Raw genomic sequence first — 24,244 nt, forward strand, 5'->3', positions numbered from 1 at the left:
CGCCGAGCGTGCCGGTGAGGGGACGCCGAGGTTCTGATGGATCACAGCTTCGGCACTGCTCCCAAGGAGTTTCGAAAGCCTCCGATCGTCAGCAACGCACGAACCGGCCCCGGGGCCGAGGTCCGCTTTCGGGGCTCGATGAGGCGACGGGCAATGTCCGGTTCGGAGGAGTCCGACAGGACTTCGGGCGTCAGCAATGGGGACGATCCAGCCAGTTGACGCCGTTCGCCGAACCCGGGAGAGCGGCAGCCAGATGGCGCCGCTCTCAATGCGCTTACGACTTCGCAGTCGCGGCCCTGTGTGCGCGCGGTGCCCTGGAGGGCTTCGGTGCAGCGGCAACCGGCTGCGGCGGCGCATTGCCGCGCCGAGTGCCGAGTCCGATCGCTTTGGCGATGGTGCTGCGCTGCTGGGCGTAGCCCGGCGCCACCATCGGGTACTCCGCCGGCAGACCCCAGCGCTCGCTATACTGGTCCGGTCATATTGTAAGCTGACGCCAGGTGCCGCTTCAGCATCTTCAGCTTCTTGCCGTCCTCAAGACAGACAATGAAGTCGCGGGTCACCGACTTCTTGATCGGCACGGCCGGTTGGGGCGGCTCCTTCACCGGCTAGACAGATTCTCCGAGGCCACTGAGAGCGTTGTAGACCTGATCGATCAGCGCCGGCAGATCGTTCACCGCAACATTATTGTGAGCCAGATGCGCTGCAACAATCTGCACGGTCAACTTTCGCGTCTTGTCTGCCGTACCCAGTTGCAAGCCGACGGCTGCATCTCCCGGCATTTCTATACTCCGTTGAAATCGCCGCACGACTGTTATCGCAGCCGTGCAGCAAGTCCAGGATTTTCGAAAGCTCCTACGGGTTGTTTACGCTTGAGCCGCGTATCTCGCGGACGACAGCTTCGATCAAGTGGATCTTTTGTCGTCACGTGGACACCACACTGTCAGGCAGCTTCCCGAGGCGCTGGAGATCGGCCAGGACGGAGTGTAAGGGCGGCCACGGGACCTCCTCGTCGTCGCAGCGGGACTGGCCTATCGAGAGCATCATGGCAAGCTTGGCGGCGGGACCGGCCAGAGTGCTGGCAGGAACCTGCCACACAGTCGGTGAGAGCGTCCCAGCGGTCCCAGGCGAGGTTCACACGCTCTTCCACGGGGCCGAGCCCGATCGCCGCCGCGGCCATCTCCCAGCGTCGCCGGTGCGCTCGAACTCGCGGTGCAGCCTTTGCCGAAGCTCCTCCGTTCCCGGCAGGTATTCGAGCAGCTCGTCAATCTCGGCGGGCTCGCAGGCCGAGACCGGCTCGGCCTGGCCCGGCACCGGGACGAGCACGCGCGGCACTCCGACAGTGCGGAGTAGGACCCCTTCCTTCTTCTGCCAGTCGTCCTGTCAAGCGTCCAGCTCGGCATGAAGAGCCCGCCATTCCCGGAAGAGGCCGAGGACGGGATCGGAGCTAGCGCCGTGGCATCGGGCGTCGGCCGCGGAGATCGGCAGGATGGTGGCGCCGCCGAGCAAGGCGCGGCGGCTGAGCGCAGGCAAAGTCGTGTTATCGTCGGAATCAGCCATGATCCGGCTCCTGGCAAGCTGGATTGTGGTTAGGCTGGGGTGTTGGCGCATCCCGCCCAGCTTCTGTTTGCATCAAATTCGCACATATGCTAATTTGATGCAACCTCGAATGCGCGCAGATTGAGGCGAGCACGTTGCCCTGTATGATCGCGCGCATGACGATTACTGCTGCTCAAGTGCGCGCTGCACGCGCCCTGCTCAATCTCACGCAAAGGGAGCTCGCGGAGCGTTCGAAGGTCAGTCATCGCACAATCGTCCATCTCGAGGCCGATGAACGTCAGCCGGTTCCGGCCACTCTCTCTGCCATTCGGCAGGCCTTGGAGGCGGCCGGTGTCATCTTCATCGACGAGAATGGTGAGGGCGCAGGGGTGCGGCTGAAGAAGCCAAAGCCCCGCGGGTAGGGACGTTTGCACCGCTAGGTGCGCGCCCTTCCCGCCCCGGTCGGCCTCGGCGCATTGATCCGCCGGCTCCGTGGGCGCAGCTCTGTTCCGCAGGGAGCCACTGGCATGGAGCGGAGAAATGCTTGAGGTGATGGATCACTGCCGAGATGGCGGCTTGGCTGTCATTCAGAGACTCGGATTCGTCGCGGAGGCCACATGAGCGAGCGTCGCGTTGAGATCGTGGCGCGTTTGCCTCTTGTGCTCGGGTTGCCGGCGCCGGAGGCGGCGGCCGCTGTCGGCATCAGTTCTTCGAAATTCAAGGAAATGGTCCTCGACAAGCGTATGCCGCGCCCGCGCAGGATCGACGGCAGGCTCGTCTGGGACGTCGACGAGCTGCGCGACGCGTTCAAGGCCCTGCCGCATGAGGGCGGCGACGATGAAGAGGACACTTGGGCCGACTTCCGATGACGACGGTGCGGCTGCGTTACATCAACCGGTTCAGGGACCGGCACGGCAAGGAGCGGCACTACTTCCGTCCGCCCGGCGGCGTCGCGGTTCCGCTGCCGGGGAGGCCCGGCTCGCCGGAATATCTTGCCGCCTACTATGAGGCGGCCAAGCACTTCGCCCCTAAAGAGCCGGGCAAGAAGACACGCGGCAAGCCAGGCACGTTCGAGCGGCTGGCATTCGAGTACTACAACACGACTGCGTTCAAGATGCAGAAGCCCGACACCCGGCGCGCCGTTCGCGGGATCATCGATGCTTTCATCAAGGAGCATGGCCACCGGCTCGTGGCACAGATGCGTTATGAAGACGCCGAGAAAATTATCTCGGGGAAAGCCGCAACGCCGGCCGCCGCGAACAATCTGCTGAAGCGTCTCCGCGCCCTGATGAAGCTGGCGATTCGGTTGAAGTGGCGGACGGACGATCCGACGCGGGAAATCGCATTCTTCCCGTCCGGCACCTTCCACACCTGGACCGAGGAGGAGTTGGCGGCCTACGAACGGCGGTGGCCGGTCGGGACGATGGAGCGGACCGCCTTCGCCCTTGCGCTCCACACCGGCCAGCGCAAGAGCGACATCGTGAAGATGCGGTGGAGCGACTACAACGAGACCGCCGGCACGATCACGCTCACACAAAAGAAGACGGACCAGGAGGCCAAGGACGAGAGCATCGTCATCCCGATCCATCCCCAGCTCCAGGAGGCGCTCCGGACCACGCCGCGCCGCCACGGGGTGATCCTCACGACGCGGTACGGACAGCCGTTCACATCGAACGGGTTCGGCAACTGGATGGCTGACAAGATTGGCGCCTCGGGCGTGCCGGATCGCTGCGTCCTCCACGGTCTCCGGAAGGCGGCCGCACGCCGGCTCGCCGAAGCCGGATGCAGCACGATGGAGATCATGTCGATCACCGGCCACAAGTCGATCAAGGAAGTCGAGCGCTATGTGGCCGCAGCCCGGCAGAAGCTCCTCGCGAAGGCCGCCGTGATCAAGATGACCGAGCATCTGGCGGACACGGAGTTACAAACCTCGCCGGCCAAATCTACAAACCCTTTTACAAATCAAATATTTAGCACTGGGGATGGTGAGCCGGGTGGGACTCGAACCCACGACCAGGGGCTTAAAAGGCCTCTGCTCTACCGACTGAGCTACCGGCTCACACCGCCGGCCCGGAGCGCTTCCGGGCGGGCGGGGCGCACATTAGGGAGGGGGCGCACGGCGGTCAACACCGCAAGGCGTGATAATGGCGCTATTCCGCCACCAACCCCTTGCGGGCGAACTGTTCGGTCAGGCGCTTGGCCACCAGCGGGCTGACGAAGGGGGCGATGTCGCCGCCCAGCCGCCCGATCTCCTTGACGAAGCGGGAGGAGATGAACTGGTAGCGGTCCGACGCCATCAGGAACACCGTCTCGATCACCGGATTGATCTTGGCGTTCATGCCGGCCATCTGGAACTCGTACTCGAAATCCGAGACGGCGCGCAGGCCGCGCACCACCATGGTGGCGCCGACCGAGGCGGCGAAGTTCATCAGCAGGACATCGAAGGAGCGGACCTCGATCGAGATCCCCTGGGCCACCAGGGGGGCGACGTCGGCCCGCACCAGTTCCACCCGCTCGTCGGTCGAGAACAGCGGGCCCTTGCCGTCGTTGCGGGCGACGGCGACGACCAGATGGTCGACGATCCGCGTCGCCCGCTGGATGATGTCCATATGGCCCTTGGTGATGGGATCGAAGGTGCCGGGATAGACCCCGATGCGCGCCTTGGACATCCGTGCGGCCTTTCTTATGCGCTGTCGCCGCCGGACGCGGCGCCGTCCTGTTGCTCACCCGCGGCATCGCCGGATGCCTCGACCCCGTCCTCGACCGCCTCGTCGCCCTCGCCATTGGTACCGTTCTCCTCCGGCACCGAGGCGACGGAGACGACGCGCTCGCCCTCGGCGACGTTGAAGAGCCGCACGCCCATGGTCTTGCGGGCCGCGATCCGGACATCCGAGACCGGGCAGCGGATCAGCTGGCCGCCATCGGTGACCAGGATGATCTCCTGGCTCGGCGAGATCGGGAAGCAGGCGGTCACGGCGCTGTTCTTCTCGCCCATCGCCATGGTCCAGATGCCCTTCCCGCCCCGGCCGGTGATCCGGTAGCCATAGGCGGAACTGAGCTTGCCGAAGCCTTCCTCGCTGACCGTCAGGATGAACTCCTCGCCCGCCTCGAGCTCGGCGAAGCGGGCCGGGTCGAGGTCGTGCTCCTCCACCGGCTGCTGGTCGGCGCCGTCGGTCTCCTCGCCCTCGGCGCGACGCATCGCATTGGCCATGCGCAGGTAGTTGGCGCGCTCGTCCGGCGAGGCGTCGAGATGGTGCAGGATCGAGATCGAGATGACGTTGTCGCCATCCGCCAGGCGGATGCCGCGCACGCCGGTCGAATCGCGGCCCTTGAACACGCGGACATCGGTGACCGGGAAGCGGATGCACATGCCGGTGTGCGTGGCCAGCAGCACGTCCTGGTCGTCGCTGCAGACCTTGACGCCGATCAGGCTGTCGCCTTCGTCCAGCTTCATCGCGATCTTGCCGTTGCGATTGATGCTGGTGAAGTCGGCCAGGCTGTTGCGGCGGACATTGCCGCTGGCCGTGGCGAACATGACGTAGAGCTGGTCCCAGGTGCTCTCATCCTCCGGCAGCGGCATGACGGTGGAGATGGTCTCGCCCTGCTGCAGCGGCAGCATGTTGACCATCGCCTTGCCGCGCGACTGCGGCGTGCCGATCGGCAGACGGTAGACCTTCAGCTTGTAGACGATGCCGCGGCTGGAGAAGAACAGCATCGGCGTGTGGGTGTTGGCGACGAAGAGGTCGGAGACGAAATCCTCCTCCTTCGTCGCCATGCCGCTGCGGCCCTTGCCGCCGCGGCGCTGCGCCCGGTAGGTCGACAGCGGCACGCGCTTGATGTAGCCGCCGTTGGAGACGGTGACGACCATGTCCTCGCGCTGGATCAGGTCCTCGATGTCGGCCTCGAATTCGAGGTCGAGGATCTCGGTCTTGCGCGGGGTGGCGAACTGCTCCTTCATCTCGGCCAGCTCGCCGCGCATGATCTCCAGCAGCTTCTCGCGGCTCGACAGGATCGCGAGGTATTCCTGGATCTCGGCGACGATGGCGCGCAGATCGTCGCCGATCTTGTCGCGCTCGAGGCCGGTCAGCCGGTGCAGGCGCAGGTCGAGGATGGCGCGGGCCTGGGCCTCGGACAGGCGGTAGGTGTCGTCCTCGCCCAGCGGATGGCCGGGTTCGTCGACCAGCCGGATCAGCGGCGCGATCTCGCCCGCCGGCCAGGCCCTGGCCATCAGCTCCTCGCGCGCCGTCTGCGGGTCGGGCGCGCGGCGGATCAGCTCGATCACCTCGTCGATGTTGACGACGGCGGTGGCGAGGCCGACCAGGACATGCGCCCGTTCGCGGGCGCGGCCCAGCAAGTAGCGCGTGCGCCGGGTGATCACCTCCTCGCGGAAGGCGACGAAGGCGTCGATGATCTGCTTCAGGTTCAGCAGCTCGGGCCGGCCGCCGTGCAGCGCCAGCATGTTGACGCCGAAGGAGGTCTGCAGCGGGGTCGAGCGGTAGAGCTGGTTCAGCACCACATCGGCGCTGGCGTCGCGCTTCAGCTCGACGACGATGCGCACGCCGTCGCGGTCGCTCTCGTCGCGCAGCTCGGAGATGCCCTCGACCGTCTTGTCGTTGACGACCTCGGCGATCCGCTCCATCAGCCGCGACTTGTTCACCTGATACGGGATCTCGGTGAAGATGATCGCTTCGCGGTCCTTGCGGATCTCCTCGATGTTCGACCGGGCCCGCATCACCACGCTGCCGCGGCCGGTGGCGACGGCCGAACGGATGCCGGAGCGGCCGAGGATCAGGGCGCCGGTCGGGAAGTCCGGCCCCGGCACGATCTGGTTCAGCTCCTCGATCGTGATGCCCGGGTTCTCGATCGTGGCGAGGCAGGCGTCGATCACCTCGCCCAGATTGTGCGGCGGGATGTTGGTGGCCATGCCGACGGCGATGCCGCCGGCGCCGTTGACCAGGAGATTCGGGAAGCGCGACGGCAGCACCGTCGGCTCGGACTGGGTCTCGTCGTAATTCGGCTGGAACTCGACCGTATCCTTGTCGATGTCGTCCAGCATCGCCTCGGCGGCCTTGGCCAGACGCGCCTCGGTGTAGCGCATCGCCGCCGGCGGGTCGCCGTCCATCGAGCCGAAATTGCCCTGCCCCTGGATCAGCGGCAGCCGCATCGAGAAGTCCTGCGCCATGCGCACCATGGCGTCGTAGATCGCGGTGTCGCCATGGGGGTGATACTTACCCATGACGTCGCCGACGACGCGGGCCGACTTCTTGAACGGCTTGGTCGAATCGTAGCCGCCCTCCTTCATCGCGAAGAGGATGCGGCGATGCACCGGCTTGAGGCCGTCGCGCACATCCGGCAGGGCGCGGGAGACGATCACGCTCATGGCGTAATCGAGGTAGGAGCGTCGCATCTCCTCCTCGATCGTCACCGGGGTGATGTCGAGGTGCGGCGGCGTGGGCGAACGTTCGGTCAAAGCACTGTCCGGGCTGGCAAAAGGACGCGCCCGGTCAGCCTGCCGGGCGCGGCGACGCTAGCACGTTTCCGCACCTGCGAACAATCAGGCGACGGCGCCCGCTGTCGCGGTGCGGGCGTCGCTGCGCGCCAGGAGGTGAAAGCGCCAGGCCAGGAGCCCGACCGAGACGACGCTGGCGATCAGAATCGCCTCGAACAGCCCGACGGCGCCGCGCCCGAGATGGACCCCGAGCAGCCAGCCCAGCGGGGTCATCACCAGGACGTAGGAGATGGTGTGCAGCAGCGTCGGCACCACCACGTCGCCGCGGCCGCGCAGGGCGTTGGCCATCACCACCTGGCCGCCATCGACCAGCAGGATGAAGGTCGAGACCAGGACCACCGGGATCAGCAGCGGGATCAGCGCCGGGTCGCTGGTGTAGGCCTCGGAGATCGGCCGGGCGAAGAGCCACAGCACGGCCCCGAGCAGCACCATCACGACGCTGTTGACGCCGAGACCGACCCAGCCGGCCAGCACCATGTCCTTGAGGTCGCGCCGGCCATGGGCGATGCCGACCCGGACCGCGGTGGCCGAGGCGAGGCCGAGCGCCACCATGAAGATCAGGGCGATCAGGTTGAGCCCGATCGAATAGGCGGCGAGCGGCAATGTGCCGAGCAGCCCGGCGAAGAAGGTCAGCGCGGTGAAGGCGCCCGATTCGATGAAGATGCTGAGGCCGCCGCCATAGCCGAGCTGGCGCTGCTTGGCCCAGTCGCGCCAACGCCAGCCCTGCCAGCGGCGGATGCCGTAGGCGTCGCGGTCGCGCATCAGCCAGACATAGGCGACCAGGCTGGCCGCCAGGAACACGCGCGAGGCGGTGCTGGCCCAGGCCGCGCCCAAAGCCCCGAGCTCCGGCAGGCCGGCGACGCCGAACACCAGCAGCCAGTTGACCAGCGCGTTCAGGATGTTGGCGACGATCATCGCGATCATGCCCGGCACCGGCCGCTTCAGCCCCTCGAGGAAGAAGGCGGTGACGGTGTAGATGACCGCGGCCGGCATGCCCCAGCCGAGCACGATGGCGATGTCGGCGCCGGCCTTCGACAGCTCCGGCGTCTGACCGGTCAGGACCAGCAGCGGCTCGATGAAATGGCTCAGCACGGCCAGCACCAGGCCGATGGCGCCGCCATAGATCAGCGCCCGGTGCCAGACCGCGCCGCACTCCTCCGGCCGGCCGCGGCCGAGGGCGTTGGCGGTCATCACCAGCGTGCCAATGACGAGGCCGGTCGAGGTGCCGATCATGGCGCCGATCGGGGCGTTGGCGATCGACAGATGGGCCAGGTCGGCGCTGCCGTAGCGGCCGACGAACAGCGTGTCGACCAGCGCCATCAGGATCAGCCCGGCGCGGGCGACGATCACTGGCAGCGCCAGCCGCAGCAGCTCATGGACATGTCGCCGGACCCGGGCGCGCATCCAGCTTTCGCCCGGCCGGATCGGAACCTGGTACATCGCGGCGCCTCTCCTCCCTCGGAGCGGCACATTAGCAGCACGGCGGGGCGGAGATCAGGCAGCCGAACGCCGGTCTGCCATGCGCCTGCCGAAGCGACGGCGAAAGCATGCTTTAAATATTTTGCAAGAATTGTCCAAAATAATACTTAAAATAGAATACTACATTCAGCAATGACTCAGCCAATTCTTTATTGCAAGATTTCGATATCGCATATCCGTGGAGATTTTAAATGGATCGCTCCAGCAGCACAGTCGAATATGCGCTCGGTCATTCCGAGGCCGAAATCCGGAGGCTGATGCTGCAGGCCGCGGTGCTGCGGCCGATCACCGAACGCCTGTTGCATGCCGCAGGGCTGCGGCCGGGAATGCGGGTGCTCGACCTCGGCTGCGGAGCCGGCGACGTCTCGCTGCTGGCGGCGGAGATCGTCGGGCCGACGGGTGCGGTGATCGGCATCGACCGCAGCGCCGAGGTCCTGAGCGTCGCCCGGGCCCGCGCCGCGGCGGCAGGCCTGGACCATGCCGCCTTCATCGAGACGGACATCGATGATTTCGCGGTCGGGGAGCCGTTTGACGCCGTCCTCGGGCGCTATGTCCTGATCCATCAGCCGGAGCCGACCGAGACGATCCGCCGGGCCGCCGCGCAGCTGCGGCCCGGCGGCATTGCCGCCTTCCATGAGATCGCCCTGCACAACGACTGCGAGTCGCTGCCGCCCGTGCCGCTGTGGCAGGACACCGCGCGCGTGCTCTTCGACGCCTTCCGGATGCTCCTACCCCATCCCGACATCGCCGGCCGGCTGATCCATGCCTTCGCCGAGGCCGGGCTGCCGACGCCCCGGCTGTTCAGCGAAAACCCCGTGGGTTGTGGCGAGGATTCGCCGCTGTATGCCTGGATGGCGGAGTCGGTGCGCAGCGGCCTGCCCCTCATTCAACGATCGGGGCTGGCAGACGCCGGGGCGATCGGGATCGAGACGCTGGAGGACCGGCTGCGGCAGGCGGCCGTGGCAGCCAGCAGCCAACTCGTGATCTCGGCGCAGATCTGCGCGTGGAGCTGCAAGCCGTAGCGGCTTCGCCGCCTCCTTTCGGGACGCTATGCTGCTGGGATCGCAGGCCGATCGGACCACACCATGATCACCCTCGCCGCGCTCGCCCTCTTCGCCGTGCCCGTCGCCCTCGCCGCCCTGGTTCCCGGACCCGCGCAGACGGCGCTGGTGGCGCGAGTGCTGTCGCGCGGCGCCGGCGAGGCCCTACCCTTCGTCCTCGGCATGGTCGCCGGCAACGCCCTCTGGCTGGCCGCCGCAGTGTTCGGCCTGTCGGCGCTGGCCCTGGCCTATGAGCCCGTCTTCATTGCGGTGAAATGGGCCGGCATCGTCTATCTGGCGGTCCTGGCCTGGAAGCTTTGGCGCGCCCCGGCGGCGGAGCCGGAAGCGGCGCCGCGGCGGGCCGGCGGCTTCCTGGGCGGGGCGGCGCTGACGCTCGGCAACCCGAAGGCGGTGGTGTTCTTCGGCGCCGTGCTGCCGCAGGTGCTGGACCTGACCACGCTGGACGCGACCGGCATCGCCGCGGTTTTCGCGGTGCAGATCGGCATCGACCTCCTGGTCCAGTCGGCCTATGTGCTGGGCGCGGCCCGTGCGCGGCGTTTCTTCCTGTCGCCGCACCGGCTGCGCCTGGCCAACCGCTCCGCCGCCGCGATGATGGCAGGGTCTGCCGCGCTGATCGCCAGCCGCAGCTGATCTCAGGCCGGGATCGGCGCGCCGGTTCGCTCGACCGTCCGGGCCTCGCCCTCCAGCAGCCGGCGCTCGGCCGCGAACAGGGCGGCGATCGCCTCCTTGGCCCGGGCGACGCGGGGCGAGCGCCCGACATCCTGGTGCACGATCAGGCGGTAGCGGTGCTCCATCGCCGGCACCAGCGGCGACACCCGCGCCAGATCCGGATGCGCATCGCCGACGAAGCAGGGGATCAGCGCCAGCCCGGCGCCGGACAGCAGGGCCGACAGCATCAGGTCGGTGGTGGTCAGACGCAGGATCCCGGTGTTTCCGGCCGATGCGAGCTGCCGGTCGAGCGGGTAGCCGTCGACGTCGCTGCCGACCCGCACCCGCTCGCTGTCATAGATCACCCAGTCGCAGGCGCCGAAGCGCGCCTCGGTCCAGGCCTCCGGATGCCGGTCGACATAGGCCCGCGCACCGTAGACGGCATAGGCGGATCGGGCCACGAGGCGGGAGCGCAGGCCCGGCTGGTCCGGCACGGAGGCGTAGACGCCGAGATGCACCGAATCGTCGCCCAGATCCGGCAGCTGCCGTTCGAAATCGACCGCCAGATCGATGCCGGGCAGCGCCTCACGCAGCCGCGGCAGCCTTTCGGCCAGGAAGCGGCTGATCCAGCCGCCGGAGGCGACCCGCACCAGCCCGGTGCCCGGATCGGCCTGGACCCGCGCCTCGCGCTCCAGCGCCGCCGCCGCTTCCGCCATGGCGCGCAGATGCGGCAGCAGCGCCTCCCCGGCCGCGGTCGGGCGATAGCCCTCGGCCCGGCGCTCGAACAGGATCAGCCCCAGCCGCTCCTCCAGCGCCTGGACCCGGCGGCCGATCGTGGGTTGACTGAGGCCGAGACGCCGCGCCGCCGCCGACAGGCTGCCGGTCTCGGCCACCGCATGGATCACCCGCAGATCGTCCCAATCGGTCACGGCCCCGCCCCTGCATGCTGAACGGAAACGTAGAGGCCCTCTTCGACATTGTCGAATGGCGTACGTCAGCGTTCACGCCCATTCTCCCTCCGCGACCGCTTCGATGCGTCGGCCCGGCTATCTCTCCTGACAGGATGTTGTCAGGAGGAGTGGCGTAGTCTTCCACCATCGCCTCGGGGTCGCCGGGGCCGGAGATGGAGGAACCGATGGCCGTGCTGACGGAAGTGGTGCTGTACCGGGCCAAGCCCGGCGCCGCGGCCGAGACGGTCGTCACGGTGTCCGACGCCACCGGCCCGGTGATCACCGGCCGCTACGGCATCGACACGGCGCCGCCGCCGGTGCCGAAGGCCGCCGCCTGCCCCGTCGCAATGGCTTCGAGGAGATCGACATGAGCACCCACGTCCTGCGCCTGCCGCTGCGCCAGCGCCCCGCCGGCCTGCTGGGGCGGATCTGGCGTCACATCACCGGCGGATCGACGACCCCGGCCGCGCGGCCGGGCCGGCTGCGGCCGGAGACGCTGAGCGACGCCGCCCGCCGCGACCTCGGTTTGCCGCTTGACACGGATCACGACGCCGCGACCGCTCGCATCGGCCTCATGGCCATGGCCACGCGGACCCTCCTGTGATGCCCAGGAGCGGCTATCGACCTGCCACCGCTACTCCGCCACCTTGACCAGGAGCTTGCCGAAGTTCTCGCCGCGGAACAGGCGCAGGAAGGTCCGCGGCGCGTTCTCCAGCCCTTCGGCCACGTCCTCGCGGTAGCGGATCCTGCCCTCGCGGATCCAGCCAGAGACGTCGCGCAGGAAGGCGGCATGCTGGTCGGCGAAGTCGCCGACGATGAAGCCGCGGAGGGTCAGGCGCTTCGACAGCACGTCGCGCATCACCGCCGGCACCAGGTTCGGCCCCGGCGGCAGGCCGGTGGCGTTGTACTGGGCGATCAGGCCGCAGACCGGGATACGGGCGAAGGGGTTCAGCAGCGGCCACACCGCCTCCCACACCGCGCCGCCGACATTCTCGAAATAGACGTCGATCCCGTCCGGCACGGCGGCGCGCAGCCGCTCGGCGAAATCCGGCGCGCGGTGGTCGACCGCGGCGTCGAAGCCGAGCTCGTCGACCAGATGGGCGCATTTGCGCTCGCCGCCGGCGATGCCGACCGCCCGCGCGCCCTTGATCTTCGCGATCTGCCCGACCACCGAGCCGACGGCGCCCGAGGCGGCTGAGACCACGACCGTCTCGCCCGGCTTCGGCCGGCCGATGGTGAGGAGGCCGGTATAGGCCGTCATCCCCGGCATGCCGAGCACGCCGAGCGCGGTCGAGACCGGCGCCAGCGCCGGGTCGACCTTGCGCAAGCCCGCGCCGTCGGACAGGGCGTAGTCCTGCCAGCCGGTGCGGCCTTCGACGATGTCGCCCGGGGCGAAGCCGGGATGGTTCGAGGCGACGACGCGGCCGACCGCGCCGCCGACCATGACCTGGCCGATCTCGACCGGCGCCGCATAGGATTTCGCGTCGCTCATGCGGCCGCGCATATAGGGGTCGAGCGACAGCCACAACGTGCGGACCAGCAGCTGGCCGGGCCCGGGCACCGGCACCGCCTCCTCGACCAAGCGGAAATCCGTGTCCTTCGGCTCCCCGACCGGCCGCGCGGCCAGCAGGATCCGGCGATTCACATCGGTGCTCATGACGGGCTCCCTTCTGCGGATGGTCGGGAGCTAAGCACTATTGTCGCGCGAGATGAAGGGGTTCGCTTTAATTGACAGAATTCGTCAGCTAAAATCGATAAAGGCTCACGCCCCGCGGATGAAGACGGTGACGGTGACCGCGAGCAGGCCGACCGCGAGCGCCGGGCCGAAGGGCCGCATCTCGCGCCAGCGGACGCCGCGCCAGGGGGCCATGGCCAGGGTGGCCAGCAACGCCACCAGGCTGGCGACGATCAGCACGATCAGGCTGCCCTGCAGCCCGACCCAGAGGCTGGCGGCGGTCAGGAACTTCAGGTCGCCCCAGCCGATGCGGGCATGCCGGTCGATCTTCTGCATCAGCCAGGCGGTGCCGGCGAGGAGCAGGAAGGTGAGCACGGCGACGCCGAGCGACAGGCCGAGCGTCTGCAGCGTCGGGCTGCGGACCAGGGCCTGGGCCAGCCCGCCCGCGGCCAGCGCCAGGTTGCAGACATTGGGGATCCGGCTCTCGCGCAGATCGATCAGCACGATCGGCAGCAGCAGCAGGACCAGAAGGCCGAGGAAGATGAAGTCGAGACCGGCCATCAATATCCGCCATTGGCGACGGTCGCGGTGGCCGTCGGATTGGAGAGCGGCAGCACGATCAGGGAGTCATCGTCCCCGCTGTCGCCCTGAAGGCCAGAGGCCGCGTTGCGCGCAGCCTGGTCGTAAGTCACCGTCACCTCGAACAGGCGCGGGTCGGAGTCCGAGGCCTTGGCATCGACCGTCCAGCCGGTGTCGCCCAGGATCGGCCCATAGGCGGCGAGGACGGCCTCGGCGGTGCTGGTCGCGAGTTCCCGGCGCTCATCCAGATCCATGCCGGCGACGGAGGCGCGGGCGCCTTCTGCAGCCGCCTGATTGACGGCGAGCCAGGTGCCGAAATGGATCCCGAAGATGATGATGCCGAAGAGCAGAATGATGAAGACCGGGGCGACCAGGGCGAATTCGACCGCGGCCAGCCCGCTCTCGTCGGAGAAGGCGGCGGGCCGCCGACGGCCCGCCACTCGAGTTGCACGTGCGAAGAAGATCATGGCTGTTCCCATGAACTCGTTGAGTCCGGCGCGAAAGGACCTCCGGCTTACGGGGTGCCCTGCTCTCCCGTAATCGCTTTGCTCATGTCCTCAATGGCGGTTTTGATATCGCTTCCTAGCGTAGACGCCGCCGTCGCAATGCCGACCGCGACCAGAGCTCCGAGGATGGCGTATTCGACAGCCGAAATGCCCTGCTCGTCCCGAGCGATCTGGCGCGCCTTCTTGAAGAATTTCCGCAACATGATGTGACCTCCTGAAACAACCGGGATCAACTCCTTCCCGCCAACGGCCCCGGCGCCGCAGGCAGTGTCCCCTCATCGGATCAGCACGGGCACGCCGCAGCGCACGCCGGTGACGACGACATCCATGACGCCCAGGCGGATGCCCAGGGCGGCGAGCAGGTTGTCGACCAGCGGATCGAGGAGTCCCTTGATCACGGGGTCGAGAAGCTGGTGCAGGGCACCGACCGTCTTGCCGAGCGCCTCGGGAGCGACCGGGATCAGGCAGAGGCCGCCGAGGCTGACGACGCAGGCGCTGAGCTGCAGGTTGGCTTTTCCAGTGGCCGGATCGACGCCGCCCAGGCTGGCGAGGAGATTGTCGACCATGCCGGCGCTGGCGACCGACTGCGCCACGTGGTTGTCGATGTCCTCCCGGTCGAAGACCAGATCCTGATACGCACCGCTCCCGAGCTCGACCTTCGCCCGGCCGTTGATCCGCACAAGACCGATGATCCCCAGCACGCCGACATCGACGAGCGCTGCGGGTTGGATGTCATTGACCGAGATCTCATGGTCGAAATTCTTCATCAGGCCGGGCGGCAGCGTGCCGATATAGGCCTTGGCCACGCCGCTCTTGGCTGCGACGGTGACGGTGGTTTCCTTGGCCGGCTCTATCCCGCAGGAGATGTCCTTCAGCACGGCATCGCCTTCGCCGGCTTCGACATAGAGCGGCAATTGGACGCCCTGGCCGAGCAGACCGAACAGGTCGAGCAGCTGAAGCTTGAGCTGCAGCCGCACCTGTGCGGTGTGGACTCGCATCCCTTCCGGCCCGAAGGCGAAGGGTGGCGACTGCGGCGGCTCGATCACCGTCGCGGTGATCTGCAGTGACGCGATCCCGGGCAGCCCGACATTGATCGCCGGGATGTAGACGGCGTTGTGCTTGTTGGCCACCTGGACGGCCAGGGTGACGAGCTGGAAGACGTTCAGGTCGGCGGCCAGCGCCGTCGGCGCCGTCGATCCGCCGATCGGGAGATTCTTCCACACCCCGAGATCGATCAGGTCGCCGAGCCTGAGATCGGGATTGCCAACAAGTTGCCCCTGCAGCGCCACCAGCCCCTCGATGGCCTGCAGGCCGAGTCCAGCGATGTTGCCCGCTTTATTCAGGGCATCGATCGCAGCCTGCAGCAGCACGCCGACGCTGACATCGGTCTCCAGCAACCCGTCATATGTGCCCGCCGAGATGTCGGCGTGGATCGCGAGCGCGTCGAGGAAGGTCAGCGCATCGATATTGGTGTTCAGGAGTCCCTGGTAGTGGACCGCTGTGAGCTGGATCTGGGTGCCAAGCACATTGCCCAGGATCGCGTTGAGCAGCGCGCTCTTCTGGGTGTCGACCTCGACCAAGCCGGTCCCGGCCTGGAATCCGGCCTCGTCGATGCGCGCGGCGGTGGCCTGCACGCTGACCTTGTGGAGATTGGGATCTTCTTCGGAACCCGGCGTGCCGCCAATCTGCCCACCGCCATCGTCCTGCAGCAGGGCACGGGACAGAAAGCCCGGCACGGTCGTCTTGGCCGATACCATGACCGCGTTCGCGGCCGGCGGGCTGGTCCCGTCCGGACAGGTAGCGAGGCCCGGCACAAATCGGGCGGAGGGAGCAATGGTGACGTCCGGGCAGTAGGTGCCGAGGGTTGTGGTCTCCAGCGCCTCAGTGTCGAAGCCGTTGCGCTGCAGCAGGTCGCCGGCGATGGCCGAGGCCTCGGCCGGGTTCTGCACGGCCGACAGCGCCGCCATGTCGGCGGCCGCTTGCAGATGCCGGCGCTGGGCGTACCAGAGACCGACATCCGTCGCCAGAGCCGTCGCGCCGATCAGCGGCACCAGCATGAGGGCGGCGAACGGTGCGATCGCGCCCCGGTCGCCGAGGGACGATCGCAGGACGCTGGGCTTCATGGCCTTCCCCCGGATGACCCGTTCATGCCCGATCCGAAGCCGAGATCGGACTCGCCGTAGGAGCGGCCCGCTCCGCTCGGCAACGGCTTGCCGATCTGCTGCATGTAGTTGCGGTAGATCTGCTCCGCCTCGCCCGCGGCGAGACCGCCCTGGCCGGCCGGGCGAAGCCCCTGCTGCTGCGCTCGCAGAACCTGAAGAGTGCGGTTGGACTCGAACCAATCGGGCTGTGCAGCCGGCCGGGCCGGCACCAGCGTCTGCTGCGCCCCCGCCGTGGCGACCGGAAGCAGCAGGAGGGCAGCGCAAAACGCCGACAGGCGGACACTCGTCGAGGCTGATCGCGTCATGGCTGGGTCTCCGAAGCCTGCGCCAAGCGCCGCGGGGCGGTCGCGGAATTGGTGCCGGCAGTGGTCGGCGCCCGGATCTGGGCGCGGGCGGCCTTGACCATCTGCTCGACCGCACGCCGTTCCTTGGCGTCGGCGATCCTGGCGATCATGGATTTCGCGGCATCGCCCTGGCCGGCAACATCGAGGCAGAGGATCAGGTTGTTGCGGACCTGGGCGTTGTCGGGCGCCAGCTCATTGGCCTGGCGCAGCGTGAACAGCGCCTCGTTGTAGGAAGCAACGCGCATCTCGGCGAAGCCGAGATCGTTCAGGTATTTGACGTTGATGGGTTCGCGCCGCACCGCCTCGTGGAACTGCGCCCTGGCCTTGGCCCAGTCGCCGCGCCCGGCAGCGACACGGCCGAGGCCGTCATAGGCCGCCGCCGCCTGGTCACCGGTCAGGAGCTCGCGATAGATCGCCTCGGCCCGGTCGTAGTCCTGGATGTCGAGAAAGGCGTCGGCTCGCAGCACCTGCGCCCGGAGGTCACCCGGATGCCGGTTGTCATAGTCGTCGAGATAGGCGAGTGCGGCCCGCGACTTGCCGCCCTGCCGCAGCTTGTCGACGATGCCGAGATAGAGGTCGCGCGAATTCTCGGCATTGAGCGGCTGCGCCTGCGGCAACTGGTCGGCCGGCGACGGCTCGCGCCGAGGCGCACTGTCGCCACCGAACAGGCTGGAGCAGGCCGACAGCCAGGGCAGCATCACCAATACCGGAAGACGGAGCGCCATCCGCTTCATTTGCCTCCCCCTGACAAGGCCGCGAGAATGGAGACGATGGCCGGCGCGGTGAGCACGATGAACAGGGCCGGCATCAGGAACACGATCATGACCACCGTCATCTGCGTGGTCTTGCGGCCGATGCTCTCGCGGGCGGTCGAGACCCGGCGATCAGAGAATTCGCGCACGAAGTCCTTGAGCGCCGGCCCGAGCTCCGTGCCGTAGAGCAAGGTCTGCTTGAACAGCGATGCGATCTCGCGGATGCCATTGACGGCCAGCCGCTCGGCCCAGCGGTCCAGCGCCTGGTCGTAGCTCATGCCGCGCTGCAGGTCGTCGACCAGGATCCGTACCGACCGGTGGATGTGCGGCATGGCGCCCCCGTCGCCCTGAGCCAGCGCACGGAAGCACTGGTCGAGGCTGACGCCGCTCTCCAGCATCAGCAGCAGGACGTCGAGCACGAAGGGCAACTCGGCACCGATCCGGCGCTGCCGCCTGGCGGCCAGTGAGCGCAGCACCACCTTGGTGGCGATATAGATGACGCCGCCGGCCGCCAACGGATAGAAGCGCGCCAGGCCGGACCAACGCCCCATCAGCCACAGCGCGAGCGCGGTGGCGACAATGGCGGTCACCGCCGCGGCGAAGCGCAACGCGGCGAAGATGATCAGGCCGCGCGGGTCGTAGTAACCGGCCGCACGCAGGGCCTGCAGGATCTCCTCGCGATCCTTCGCGCCGCCGACCAGGATGCGCTCGAACGGCCGCAACCAGCCGACGGCGCCGCCGGCCTCGCCGATCCGGGACTGGTCGGCGATCCCGGTCAGCCGACGCCGCAGCCTCACCTCGCCCACGGTGCCACGCAGGCCGAGGCCCAGGAGGAGCAGGGTCGAACCGGCGGTGAGGGCAAGGATCGCGAATTCGAGGCTGAAGATCGGCATGGCCTAGAACTCCAGCCGCATGATGCGGCGCATCACGAGGATGCCCAGCAACTGCAGCCCGATCGCGATCGCGGCCAGCCGCGGCCCCTGCTCGGCCTCGAGAAAGAACATCACATAGCTCGGCTTGACCATGCCGATCATCGCGGCGGCGAGGATCGGCATCAGGCCGAGGACGATCGCGCTGAACCGGATCTCGGCCGTCGCCGCCTTGAGCTCCCGCCCCACCCGCGCCCGGTCACGCAGGATCTGCACCAGATTGGCCAGCACCGCCGACAGCCGGCCGCCGAAGCGGAAATTGGTCTCGATCGCCGTCGCCAGCATGTACAGCTCGGGTACCCCCAGCCGGGCCGCGAGCCAGGACACCGCCTCCGGGATCGGCGCGCCATTGTTGATGCGGCGAATCATCGGCTGCAAATAGCGCTGCAGCGCCGGCGACGCGTTCTCCGCCGCCCTGAGCATCGCCTGCTGCGTCGAATTGCCGACCATCAGGAGCTGGCGCACGGCGTCGAGGAACATCGGCAGGCCGGCGATGAAGGTGTCGAGGCGCTTGTTGGCCAGGAGCCGCAGGCCGTAGAGGGCGCCGGCCGGAACCGCCACCGCGGCCGCGAATGCCGGAATCGGGCCGAGCAGCCAAGCCAGGACGGCGACGGCAGCGGCCAGCAGAAGACCGCCCCCGACGAATTGGCGCGGCGAGAGCGCCAGATCCGCCTGCGCCAGCCACAGCCGCAGGAATCGCGGCATCCGGGCCGGGGCGGCGGCGCGTCCGGCGGCTGCCGTCTCGCCGGCCGGCTGCAGGTCGCGCAGCGCCTGCAACCGTTCCTGCACCTGCTGCTGGCGGCGGCGTTGCGCCCGCCCGGCCAGCAGGCTGATCCCGGCCATGATAAACAGGGCGAAGACGCCGAACAGGAGAAAGCCGAGGCCGGTCATGGCGATGCCCCCACGGCAGCCCGCAGGTCGGGCACCCCGACCAGGCGATGGGCGTAGAACGGGCGCGCCGAATGGACCCGGAACTCGCCCAGCCCGCTCAGCGGCGGCTGCTCCTCGAAGGTGAAGAGCTGGTTCAGGCTGTAGCTCTCCCCCTCCAGCCCCGTCAGCTCGGACACCGAGGTGACCCGGCGCTTGCCGTTCGCCATGCGGTTGACCTGGACGATGATCTGGATGCTGTTGGCGACGTAGCGCCGGAGGGTTTTCGGATCGCCGTTCAGGCCGCCGAAGCCGAGCAGCATCTCCAGCCGCCCGAAGGCGTCGCGGCTGGAGTTGGCGTGCATCGTCGCCATCGAGCCGTCATGGCCGGTGCTCATCGCCTGCAGCATCTCGACCGCCTCGGCGCCGCGCACCTCGCCCAGGATGATGCGGTCGGGCCGCATCCGCAGCGCGTTGCGCACCAGGTCGCGGGCGGTGATCTCCCGGCTGCCGTCGAGGTTCGGCGGCCGCGTCTCCAGCCGCACCACATGGCTCTGCCGCAGTTGCAGCTCGGCCGCGTCCTCGATCGTGATCAGCCGCTCCTTCTCGTCGATATAGCCGCTGAGCATGTTCAGCAGCGTGGTCTTGCCCGAGCCGGTGCCGCCGCAGATCAGGATGTTGAGGCGCGAGCGCACGGCCGCGGCCAGGAAGCCCATCATCTCCTGGCTCATCGAGCCGAGCCGGACATAGTCCTGCGCGCCCATGGCCTGGACCCGGAACTTGCGGATCGACACCATCGGCCCGTCCAGCGCGATCGGCGGGATCACGATGTTGACCCGCGACCCGTCCGGCAGGCGGGCGTCGACATAGGGCGTCGCCTCGTCCACCCGGCGGCCGATCGGGCTGACGATGCGCTGGATGATGTTCATCAGATGCGCATTGTCGCGGAACCGGACCGGCACCGCAGAGAGCTGGCCGCCGCGCTCGACATAGATCCGGTAGGGACCGTTGACGATCACGTCGTCGATCGACGGGTCCTTCAGCAGCGGCTCGAGCGGGCCAAGGCCGACCACCTCGTTCTGCACCTCGGCGGCCAGCAGCGCCCGCTCGGCCGCGTTCAGGGCCAGCCCCTCCTTGGCGGCGAAGCGGGTGATGGCCTGCTCGATGCCGTCGCGGACCATCGCCGGGCTGGCGGTCTCGGCGGTGATGCCGAGCGCCTCGAGCTGCTCCAGCACCAGGTTGAAGATGGCGAATTTGGTGCGCTGATAGCCGTCGGTCACGCGCAGCTGGGCGGCGGCCGATTCCGGATCCGCCGCAACCTTCACGCCGACGCCGTTGATCAGCCCCGCCATCGCCTGTCCCCTCACGACGTCCGCAGCCGGCCGAACAGGCTGATGCCGCGCGATGCCGGCCGCCGGGCGGCCGCGGCCGGCGCCGCCACGCCCTCGGCGGCCAGCTTCGCCAGCGCCTTGCTGTACTGTGCCCGCGGCTGCTCCAGCACCAGCGGACGGCCGGCATTGAGCGCGTTGACCAGCTCGACCCTGGCGGCCGGCAGCCGCACCGAGCGCTTCAGGTCGAGCGCCTCGCGCATCTGCTCCTCGGTCAGGCCGATCCCCGGCATGTGGTCCTCGACCACCAGGGTGACGCGGTCGAGCACCTGGGGGCTCGGCCCGATCCGGACCAGGAGGTCGCGGCAGGCCTTGACCGCGGTGAACTTCTGCGGCGCGACCAGGTAGATCCGGCCGGCCGCGCGCACGAATTCATCGAGCAGGCCGGGGTGGCGGATGCCGCCGGCATTCAGCACCACCTCGCCGAACAGCGCCCGCAGCACCAGCAGCATCGAGACGATGGCGTCGGGCGCGATGTCGTGCACCTCTTCCCCCGCTACGGCCAGGGGCAGGACATGCAGCCCGGACGCGACGTGATGGCCGAGCGCCGAGGACAGCAGCGTCCGGTCCAGCCGCGACAGATCCTGGACCGCGTCGCGGATGGTGTAGTTGAGCGGCACGTTGAGCGCGGCGCCGGCCTCGCTCGACGGCAGTGCCCCATCGACCAGCAGCGCCCCACCCGCCGCCATGGCCCGCAGCACCGCGAGATTGACCGCGAACAGGCCTTCGCCACCCGGCTGGCCGCTGAGCACCAGGGTCAGCGTGCCGCTGCCACCGGCATCGCCGCGCGGCGTGCCGGCGAGATGCCGGCCGAGCTGCCCGCGCAGCCCCTCGCCGTCGCTGGCCCGGTCCACCACATCCGCGGCCCCGGCGCGGATCACCCGCAGCACCGACCGGGCGTCGGCCTCGTCCCCGAGCACGATGACGGGCGCTTCCGGATCGGCGCCGGCCAGGGTCCGCACCGCCTCGGCGAGCACGGTGCCGAAGCCGTCGACCGGATCGGCGTCGAGCAGGATCAGATCCGGCTTGGCCTTGCCGCACAGCTCCGCCAGCGATGCCGTGTCCGGGGCCGAGCGGATGATGGCGGCCGTCCCTTCCAGGGCGGCGATCAGGCCGGCGGCGAGGGTGGTGTCGGCGGTGGCGGCGACGATCCGGAACATCGGCGGCCTCAGCGCATCAGCCCGTAGGGGGCGAGATGATCCTGCACCTGGTCCACGTTCAGGATCATGTCGCCGACCGTCGGGTTGTATTTGCGGGTGTCCACCCCGGGCAGCGGCGGGATCTGCCCGGGCGACAGCGGCGTGACCAGCCGCGGCGTCGCGACGATGATCAGCTCCTGCCGCTCCTGCTGGTTGTTGGTGCTCTTGAACAGGGCGCCGAGGATCGGGATGTCGCCGAGCCAGGGGAACTTGCTCTCGTTGATCTGGCTGTTGCTGTACATCAGCCCGGCCAGGACGAAGCTCTGGCCGTTGCCCAGCTCGACCGTGGTCGAGGTCGAACGGCGGCGGAAGGCCGGCACGCTGAAGCCCTGGAACTCGAGCGCGTTGGCGAAGTCCAGCTCGCTGACCTCCGGCGCGACCTTGAGCACGATGCGCTTGTCCGACATCACCACCGGCGCGATCTCCAGCTTCACGCCGTATTCGTGGTATTCGATCGTCACCGTGCCGATCGAGGCGCCGCCCTGCGGCACCGGGATCGGCACCTCGCCGCCGGCCAGGAACTCGGCCTGATCGCCGGAGCGGACCAGCAGCGTCGGCTGGGCCAGCAGTTGGGTCAGCCCGGCCTGCGACAGGGCGCTGAGGATGCCGAGAATGCCGTTGCGCGGATCGCCGAGGAACAGGTTGAAGGCGCTGGCCAGCGGCGCCGAGGCCTCGAGCGACAGCCCGGCGCCGTTGAACTCGAAGCTCTGCAGCGAGTTCGGCCCCACGATCGCGCCCTGGAAATCGCTGCCGCCGAGCGCCGCGAAGTTGAAGCCGAGGGCGCGCAGCGTGGTCGCCGACACCGCCGCGAACTGGATGTCGACCGCCACCATCTGGTTGCCGGTGACCCGAGTCAGGTCGACGACGTTGCCGCCGCCATAGGCCCGGGCGATGCTCGACGCCCGAGCGTGGGCGTCGAGATCCGGCACGGTGCCGGACATCACCAGCGTGTCGCCGTCGCGGTTCACCCGCACCCCCTGCAGCCCGGGCTGGCCGCGGATCTGCCGCGCCGGATCGCCGCGGTCGGGAATGGTGGGCAGGGCGACCGTCGCGCCGCCGACCGTGACGTCGTAGGAGACCCCCTGGTCCGACTGGGCGGTGAAGATGCTGAGGGTGGTCTTGCCGGATTGCAGCCCGGTGATCTGCAACTGGTCCTCGTTCAGCGCGGTCGCGTCGATAATGCCGCCCTGGCCGACGACGATGCGGGTGATCGGCGCCGGCAGGTTGAGCACGCGCTGGGCCCCGACGCCGAGCCGCAGCTCTTCCGCCCCCGCGACCTGGCTGACGAGGACGAGAACCGCGACGCACAGCAAACGGACCACAAACCTCATCGCGGCTCTCCGGACGTCTTGGGATAGATCAGCTGGGTCTTGTCACCGACGATCAGCTCGATCGGCTTCTTCTGCGGCGGCGCCGGGGCGGCCGGCGGCGGGGCCGGGCCGCGGATGTCGGAGAGCTTGGCGGTGTTGTCCCCGATCAGCTGCAGGTCGTCGGGGCTGCGCAGGGACAGGTAGAAGGAGCCGAGGCTGCGGGCCAGGGCGAATTTGGCGATCTGCTCCGGGGTCATGGCCAGGCTGATGGTCCGCGACGGCTCGCTCCGGCGCCCGGCCGTGTTCGCCGCCTGTTCGGCGGCCGCCTGGGCCAGGCTCGGATCACCGAGGGTGGCGCCGACGGTGAGCACCAGCACGTCCTGCAGCACCGTGCGCGCCTCGCTCAGATCGCTCTCCGGCCGCTGCACCCCGTTCTGCTTGTTCAGGACGTCGTCGGGCAGCACCAGCTGGATGTCGACCTTGTCCCCCGGCCGCACGAACTGGCTGACAGCGATCTCGTCATTGGTCAGGATGCTGATCGCGCGATAGCCGGCGGGCACCAGCGCCGCCAGCCCCGCCTTGGCCGGATCGGCGGAGAGTGTGGAATCGAGCAGCAGCTGCTGCGGCATGATGTCGGCCGTCGCCACCTTGCCGACCACGTCGCCGATCGCCGTCCGGGCGCCCGGCGGCACCGCCCCGGCGATCGAGGTGGTGGCCACGTCCTCGCGCGCGATCACCTGCCCCCGGGCGATGAACCGGGCCGCCGTCATGACGCCGAAGACCTTCATGTCGACGGGCGCCGGCTGCATGACCGGAGCCGACGCCGGCACCGTGTTCGACGGCACGGAGCTCTTGTAGATGCCGTAGGCGATCAGCGAGACCGCGCCCAGCCCGCCGAGGACCAGATAAGCTCGTGTCAGCGCGTTCGTGTTCATCGGCAAGAGGCTTCAATGGACAGATCAAAAACCACAACGCCGCCCGGCCGAGACGGCATTTTCCAACCGACCCGCCTAGCGTCTCAGAACTCTAGAATATTTCTTCATTTCCTGCATTCCTTAAAAGATTAGCTAAACTAGCATTAATAGCCGCCTATGTAGCACAAATCAGAGATCGGCACAAGCTTTATTGCCCCTCTCCTGAAACAACAGCCACTCTTACTAGAATTCCAGAAGCAAAAAGAGCTGCATAAAATAATATGCGCAGGGATGGAGCTGAAATTCTGCGGAGCGTATTCCTAGACACCCGACCTGAGGTTGCAGTCTATATCGAAATATATGGAATATTTATTTATGTCCATTTTTTTGTCGAACCTGGTACTGAAAAAAGCTAATGCCCGGTCATGGCGGCCAC

General features: G+C 68.2%; 25 protein-coding genes, 1 tRNA gene and 2 pseudogenes. 7 read left to right on the top strand and 21 right to left on the bottom strand.

Going from position 1 to position 24,244, the window contains the following annotated elements:
* Window positions 1-274: 274 nt before the first annotated feature.
* The 3 genes and pseudogenes from G537_RS43055 to G537_RS0120875 form a co-directional block, all read right to left on the bottom strand.
* Window positions 275-779: pseudogene (locus G537_RS43055) on the bottom strand (Ros/MucR family transcriptional regulator).
* Window positions 780-1,131: 352 nt separating this feature from the next.
* On the bottom strand, window positions 1,132-1,323 hold the full coding sequence (locus tag G537_RS0120870) for a hypothetical protein (protein ID WP_026871771.1): 192 nt from the start codon (window positions 1,321-1,323) through the stop codon (window positions 1,132-1,134).
* A gap of 57 nt (window positions 1,324-1,380) precedes the next feature.
* Window positions 1,381-1,557, bottom strand: a complete 177-nt coding sequence (locus G537_RS0120875; RefSeq protein WP_155888700.1) for a hypothetical protein — start codon at window positions 1,555-1,557, stop codon at window positions 1,381-1,383.
* 143 nt (window positions 1,558-1,700) lie between these two features.
* Between G537_RS0120875 and G537_RS0120880 the strand changes: the two genes are divergently transcribed.
* The 3 genes and pseudogenes from G537_RS0120880 to G537_RS45625 all read left to right on the top strand — a co-directional run.
* Window positions 1,701-1,958 (top strand): helix-turn-helix domain-containing protein, encoded by a 258-nt coding sequence (locus G537_RS0120880; RefSeq protein WP_211230448.1) that lies wholly within the window; start codon window positions 1,701-1,703, stop codon window positions 1,956-1,958.
* A gap of 195 nt (window positions 1,959-2,153) precedes the next feature.
* The gene (locus G537_RS0120885; protein ID WP_026871774.1) at window positions 2,154-2,405 is read left to right on the top strand and encodes a helix-turn-helix transcriptional regulator; all 252 of its coding nucleotides are present in this window, start codon (window positions 2,154-2,156) and stop codon (window positions 2,403-2,405) included.
* Window positions 2,406-2,959: 554 nt separating this feature from the next.
* A pseudogene (locus G537_RS45625) lies at window positions 2,960-3,337 on the top strand (tyrosine-type recombinase/integrase); the annotation flags it as partial.
* Window positions 3,338-3,519: 182 nt separating this feature from the next.
* Here the strand turns inward: G537_RS45625 and G537_RS0120895 are convergent.
* From G537_RS0120895 to G537_RS39065, 4 genes are all read right to left on the bottom strand, one after another.
* Window positions 3,520-3,595, bottom strand: a tRNA-Lys gene (locus G537_RS0120895).
* 91 nt (window positions 3,596-3,686) lie between these two features.
* The gene (gene coaD, locus G537_RS0120900; protein WP_026871776.1) at window positions 3,687-4,205 is read right to left on the bottom strand and encodes a pantetheine-phosphate adenylyltransferase; all 519 of its coding nucleotides are present in this window, start codon (window positions 4,203-4,205) and stop codon (window positions 3,687-3,689) included.
* A 14-nt stretch (window positions 4,206-4,219) separates the two neighbouring features.
* Window positions 4,220-7,006: a DNA gyrase subunit A gene (gene gyrA, locus G537_RS0120905; protein ID WP_026871777.1), complete on the bottom strand. Its 2,787-nt coding sequence runs from the start codon at window positions 7,004-7,006 to the stop codon at window positions 4,220-4,222.
* 84 nt (window positions 7,007-7,090) lie between these two features.
* The gene (locus tag G537_RS39065) at window positions 7,091-8,485 is read right to left on the bottom strand and encodes an MATE family efflux transporter (RefSeq protein ID WP_245579068.1); all 1,395 of its coding nucleotides are present in this window, start codon (window positions 8,483-8,485) and stop codon (window positions 7,091-7,093) included.
* Window positions 8,486-8,715: 230 nt separating this feature from the next.
* Here G537_RS39065 and G537_RS0120915 point away from each other — a divergent pair, with 230 nt between their 5' ends.
* Both G537_RS0120915 and G537_RS0120920 read left to right on the top strand, forming a co-directional pair.
* Window positions 8,716-9,546: a methyltransferase domain-containing protein gene (locus G537_RS0120915; protein WP_026871778.1), complete on the top strand. Its 831-nt coding sequence runs from the start codon at window positions 8,716-8,718 to the stop codon at window positions 9,544-9,546.
* A 63-nt stretch (window positions 9,547-9,609) separates the two neighbouring features.
* Window positions 9,610-10,215 carry a LysE family translocator gene (locus tag G537_RS0120920; protein WP_051248760.1) on the top strand — a complete coding sequence of 202 codons (606 nt, stop codon included), beginning with the start codon at window positions 9,610-9,612 and terminating at the stop codon, window positions 10,213-10,215.
* A gap of 2 nt (window positions 10,216-10,217) precedes the next feature.
* Here G537_RS0120920 and G537_RS0120925 read toward each other — a convergent pair whose 3' ends face one another.
* Window positions 10,218-11,162, bottom strand: coding sequence for a LysR family transcriptional regulator (locus tag G537_RS0120925; RefSeq protein ID WP_026871780.1), 945 nt, complete (start codon window positions 11,160-11,162; stop codon window positions 10,218-10,220).
* Window positions 11,163-11,368: 206 nt separating this feature from the next.
* Between G537_RS0120925 and G537_RS0120930 the strand changes: the two genes are divergently transcribed.
* Both G537_RS0120930 and G537_RS0120935 read left to right on the top strand, forming a co-directional pair.
* Complete coding sequence (locus G537_RS0120930) at window positions 11,369-11,554, top strand: hypothetical protein (protein ID WP_026871781.1); 186 nt, start codon at window positions 11,369-11,371, stop codon at window positions 11,552-11,554.
* Window positions 11,551-11,787 (top strand): hypothetical protein, encoded by a 237-nt coding sequence (locus G537_RS0120935; RefSeq protein ID WP_026871782.1) that lies wholly within the window; start codon window positions 11,551-11,553, stop codon window positions 11,785-11,787. The genes G537_RS0120930 and G537_RS0120935 overlap by 4 nt, the downstream gene beginning before the upstream one ends.
* A 30-nt stretch (window positions 11,788-11,817) precedes the next feature.
* Here the strand turns inward: G537_RS0120935 and G537_RS0120940 are convergent, their stop codons facing one another.
* The 13 genes from G537_RS0120940 to cpaB all read right to left on the bottom strand — a co-directional run bounded on the left by G537_RS0120940 (window position 11,818) and on the right by cpaB (window position 23,829).
* Window positions 11,818-12,840 carry an NADP-dependent oxidoreductase gene (locus G537_RS0120940; RefSeq protein WP_026871783.1) on the bottom strand — a complete coding sequence of 341 codons (1,023 nt, stop codon included), beginning with the start codon at window positions 12,838-12,840 and terminating at the stop codon, window positions 11,818-11,820.
* Between the two features lie 105 nt (window positions 12,841-12,945).
* Window positions 12,946-13,419 (bottom strand): prepilin peptidase, encoded by a 474-nt coding sequence (locus G537_RS42240; RefSeq protein ID WP_051248762.1) that lies wholly within the window; start codon window positions 13,417-13,419, stop codon window positions 12,946-12,948.
* Window positions 13,419-13,904, bottom strand: coding sequence for a TadE/TadG family type IV pilus assembly protein (locus G537_RS39075; protein ID WP_162146133.1), 486 nt, complete (start codon window positions 13,902-13,904; stop codon window positions 13,419-13,421). The genes G537_RS42240 and G537_RS39075 overlap by 1 nt, the downstream gene beginning before the upstream one ends.
* A 47-nt stretch (window positions 13,905-13,951) precedes the next feature.
* Window positions 13,952-14,146: a Flp family type IVb pilin gene (locus G537_RS39080; RefSeq protein ID WP_034852467.1), complete on the bottom strand. Its 195-nt coding sequence runs from the start codon at window positions 14,144-14,146 to the stop codon at window positions 13,952-13,954.
* A 72-nt stretch (window positions 14,147-14,218) separates the two neighbouring features.
* Window positions 14,219-16,066, bottom strand: a complete 1,848-nt coding sequence (locus G537_RS0120960; RefSeq protein WP_026871784.1) for a pilus assembly protein TadG-related protein — start codon at window positions 16,064-16,066, stop codon at window positions 14,219-14,221.
* The gene (locus G537_RS43825) at window positions 16,063-16,410 is read right to left on the bottom strand and encodes a hypothetical protein (protein WP_026871785.1); all 348 of its coding nucleotides are present in this window, start codon (window positions 16,408-16,410) and stop codon (window positions 16,063-16,065) included. Before G537_RS43825 ends, G537_RS0120960 begins: the two co-directional genes overlap by 4 nt.
* A complete protein-coding gene (locus G537_RS39085; RefSeq protein ID WP_155888701.1) occupies window positions 16,407-17,174 on the bottom strand; it encodes a tetratricopeptide repeat protein in 768 nt (255 codons plus the stop codon). Before G537_RS39085 ends, G537_RS43825 begins: the two co-directional genes overlap by 4 nt.
* A 5-nt stretch (window positions 17,175-17,179) precedes the next feature.
* Window positions 17,180-18,094 carry a type II secretion system F family protein gene (locus G537_RS44710; protein ID WP_026871786.1) on the bottom strand — a complete coding sequence of 305 codons (915 nt, stop codon included), beginning with the start codon at window positions 18,092-18,094 and terminating at the stop codon, window positions 17,180-17,182.
* Between the two features lie 3 nt (window positions 18,095-18,097).
* The gene (locus G537_RS0120980; protein WP_034852469.1) at window positions 18,098-19,021 is read right to left on the bottom strand and encodes a type II secretion system F family protein; all 924 of its coding nucleotides are present in this window, start codon (window positions 19,019-19,021) and stop codon (window positions 18,098-18,100) included.
* The gene (locus G537_RS39090) at window positions 19,018-20,349 is read right to left on the bottom strand and encodes a TadA family conjugal transfer-associated ATPase (protein WP_051248768.1); all 1,332 of its coding nucleotides are present in this window, start codon (window positions 20,347-20,349) and stop codon (window positions 19,018-19,020) included. The genes G537_RS0120980 and G537_RS39090 overlap by 4 nt, the downstream gene beginning before the upstream one ends.
* Window positions 20,350-20,360: 11 nt before the next feature.
* Entirely contained in the window at window positions 20,361-21,545 is a 1,185-nt protein-coding gene (locus tag G537_RS0120990; protein ID WP_026871788.1) for a CpaE/TadZ family protein, read from the bottom strand.
* Window positions 21,546-21,553: 8 nt separating this feature from the next.
* Window positions 21,554-22,915: a type II and III secretion system protein family protein gene (locus tag G537_RS0120995; protein WP_081688952.1), complete on the bottom strand. Its 1,362-nt coding sequence runs from the start codon at window positions 22,913-22,915 to the stop codon at window positions 21,554-21,556.
* Complete coding sequence (gene cpaB / locus G537_RS42245; RefSeq protein WP_051248772.1) at window positions 22,912-23,829, bottom strand: Flp pilus assembly protein CpaB; 918 nt, start codon at window positions 23,827-23,829, stop codon at window positions 22,912-22,914. The genes G537_RS0120995 and cpaB overlap by 4 nt, the downstream gene beginning before the upstream one ends.
* Window positions 23,830-24,244 lie beyond the last annotated feature (415 nt).

It is taken from the genome of Inquilinus limosus DSM 16000, assembly GCF_000423185.1.
Classification (GTDB): domain Bacteria; phylum Pseudomonadota; class Alphaproteobacteria; order DSM-16000; family Inquilinaceae; genus Inquilinus; species Inquilinus limosus.